We start from the raw sequence: 2,462 nt of genomic DNA, 5'->3' as shown, positions 1-2,462 counted from the left end.
AGAGCGGCAAAGGACAAGCGAGAGCGGGAGCACGTTTATGAAATATCCGGGCTAGGGATAATCATAGCCAAAATGTAGATAGGCGCTCTTAGTTAATACCCGACCTCTTGGTGTTCTCATTATATAACCCTGTTGAATCAGGTAGGGCTCAAGTACATCTTCAATGGTGTCCCTCTCTTCACTGATGGCTGCGGCAAGGCTGTCAACGCCCACTGGCCCGCCATCAAACTTTTCAATCATAGCCAGCAACAGTCTACGGTCCATATGATCAAAACCACTGGCATCCACATCCAGCATATTCAGTGCAGCGTCTGCAAGTTCACGGGTTACCGAGCCATCACCTTTCACTTCCGCATAATCCCTGACTCTTCTCAGCAGCCGGTTGGCTATACGGGGTGTGCCTCTTGAACGGCGGGCAACTTCATTGGCCGCCTCGATATTCATCTGCACTGCGAGAATACCGGCAGAGCGGAGCACAATTGAACTAAGGTCCGCCACATTGTAAAACTCAAGCCGCTGAACAATACCAAACCGATCCCTTAAGGGTGAAGTCAACAACCCTGCACGGGTGGTCGCGCCTACCAGGGTAAAGGGTGGAAGGTCCAGTTTGATCGAACGTGCCGCAGGACCTTCACCAATCATAATATCCAACTGATAATCTTCCATGGCCGGATAAAGCACTTCTTCAACGGCTGGGCTGAGACGATGGATTTCATCAATAAACAGGATGTCATTAGCCTCCAGGTTAGTGAGGAGGGCGGCAAGGTCTCCGGTTTTTTCAATCACTGGACCGGAAGTCGAACGGATATTACTGCCCATTTCATTGGCAACAATATGGGAAAGCGTTGTCTTACCCAGCCCGGGTGGACCAAATATCAACGTGTGATCCAAAGCATCCCCACGCTTTCGGGCCGCCTGGATAAATATCTCCATCTGCTCCCTGACTTTTGGCTGCCCTGTATACTCACTCAACCTGACGGGTCGAATGGCCCGATCCTGGGCCTCTTCATTGGTGCGCTCACTGGCCGATATTAAGCGATCCGCTTCAATCATAATTTTTTCCAGGAATGATTTTAAATCATACTTCTTAAAGCCTGTCTGATGAGTTCTTCACTGGACAGACCTTCTACTTTAATTCGACCAATAACCTTACTGGCTTCCTGAGGTTTATAGCCCAGTGCAACCAGGGCACTGACAGCTTCCTGTTCAGTATCAGTCGCCTGTTTTTCCGTGGCCTGCCCCAATGGCTTTCCAGCCAAGCCATCAAACTGCGCAGCTGAGCTATCCCATTTAGTCAGTTTATCTTTTAACTCCACGATAAGACGTTCCGCTGTTTTCTTGCCAACCCCGGGTAATTTCACCAGGGTGGAACTGTCACCATCATGGACACAACGTACAAATACAGACGCTTCTATTCCGGAAAGCAGTGTTAAGCCCAGTTTCGGGCCAACCCCATTCACTTTAATCAGGGTACGGAAAAGCTCTCTTTCCCGGGAGTCACTGAAGCCATAGAGCAACTGCGCATCTTCTCTAACGACAAAATGCGTATAAAGCGTTGCCTCAACACCTACCTCTGGCAGACGGTAAAACACCGACATCGGCGCTTCAACTTCATAGCCCACCCCCCCGGCCTCAATCAGCAGGTATGGGGCTTTTTTTTCCAGTAAAATACCACGAAGTCTGCCTATCATATTCAGTATCTCTTCTAACTACTTAATAACCGACGATTTCTTCTACCCGTTGCACCGGCCATTCGCACCAGACTTGCCCGGGTGTGGGAGTGACACAATGCCACTGCTAACGCATCGGCGGCATCTGCCTGAGGTGTTTTATCCAACTTCAGAATTGAAGTAATCATGTGCTGTACCTGGGACTTTTCCGCAGAGCCCTTGCCCACCACAGCCTGTTTCACCTGTCGTGCCGAGTACTCTGAAACTTCAAGACCATGATTTACCGCTGCAACAATCGCCGCTCCACGGGCCTGACCGAGCTTCAGGGCAGAGTCGGCATTGCGTGCCATAAACACCTGCTCAATACCGACAGATTGGGGACTGTACATTTCAATAACCGTATTGATACCCTGAAAAATCCGGGCAAGTCTTTCTGGTAGTGGCCCATCCTGAATTCGGATACAGCCAGATGCTACGTATTTACATTGGCTGCCGATTTCCTCAATGATTCCATACCCGGTAATCCTGGACCCGGGATCAATCCCCAACAATATGGCCATTCCATTTCTGTTCCAAACGTGTCGTTAAAAAGAATACTGTATATACATACACGTTTCCAGCATTACAATTTTGAAACACGGCATGACCAAAATGGGCTACGAAACTAATCAGGCGATCAATCGGCTTGTCCTCAAAGAACTCAGGGATCATGTAGAGGGTCTGCCCTAGGAGGCTGTCCGAGAATAGCGCCCGTCCAGGCGACCCCGTAGCGAGGATGGCAGAAAATTGAGG

At 49.6% G+C, this 2,462-nt stretch carries 4 protein-coding genes; all 4 read right to left on the bottom strand.

The window, feature by feature from the left end; all coding sequences use genetic code 11:
- Positions 1-51: 51 nt before the first annotated feature.
- Positions 52-1,053: a Holliday junction branch migration DNA helicase RuvB gene (gene ruvB, locus KDK15_RS19805; protein WP_257297122.1), complete on the bottom strand. Its 1,002-nt coding sequence runs from the start codon at positions 1,051-1,053 to the stop codon at positions 52-54.
- A gap of 20 nt (positions 1,054-1,073) precedes the next feature.
- Complete coding sequence (gene ruvA, locus KDK15_RS19800; RefSeq protein ID WP_257297120.1) at positions 1,074-1,691, bottom strand: Holliday junction branch migration protein RuvA; 618 nt, start codon at positions 1,689-1,691, stop codon at positions 1,074-1,076.
- Positions 1,692-1,705: 14 nt separating this feature from the next.
- Positions 1,706-2,230 (bottom strand): crossover junction endodeoxyribonuclease RuvC, encoded by a 525-nt coding sequence (gene ruvC / locus KDK15_RS19795; RefSeq protein ID WP_257297119.1) that lies wholly within the window; start codon positions 2,228-2,230, stop codon positions 1,706-1,708.
- A partial coding sequence (locus KDK15_RS19790; RefSeq protein ID WP_257297118.1) for a DUF4277 domain-containing protein occupies positions 2,208-2,462 on the bottom strand: 255 nt, incomplete at its 5' end. The genes ruvC and KDK15_RS19790, both read right to left, overlap by 23 nt.

It is taken from the genome of Endozoicomonas sp. YOMI1 (genome assembly GCF_024606345.1).
Classification (GTDB): Bacteria; Pseudomonadota; Gammaproteobacteria; order Pseudomonadales; family Endozoicomonadaceae; genus Endozoicomonas.
The sequence above is the reverse complement of the archived record's forward strand: the minus strand, read 5'-3'. Positions and strand labels throughout refer to the sequence as shown.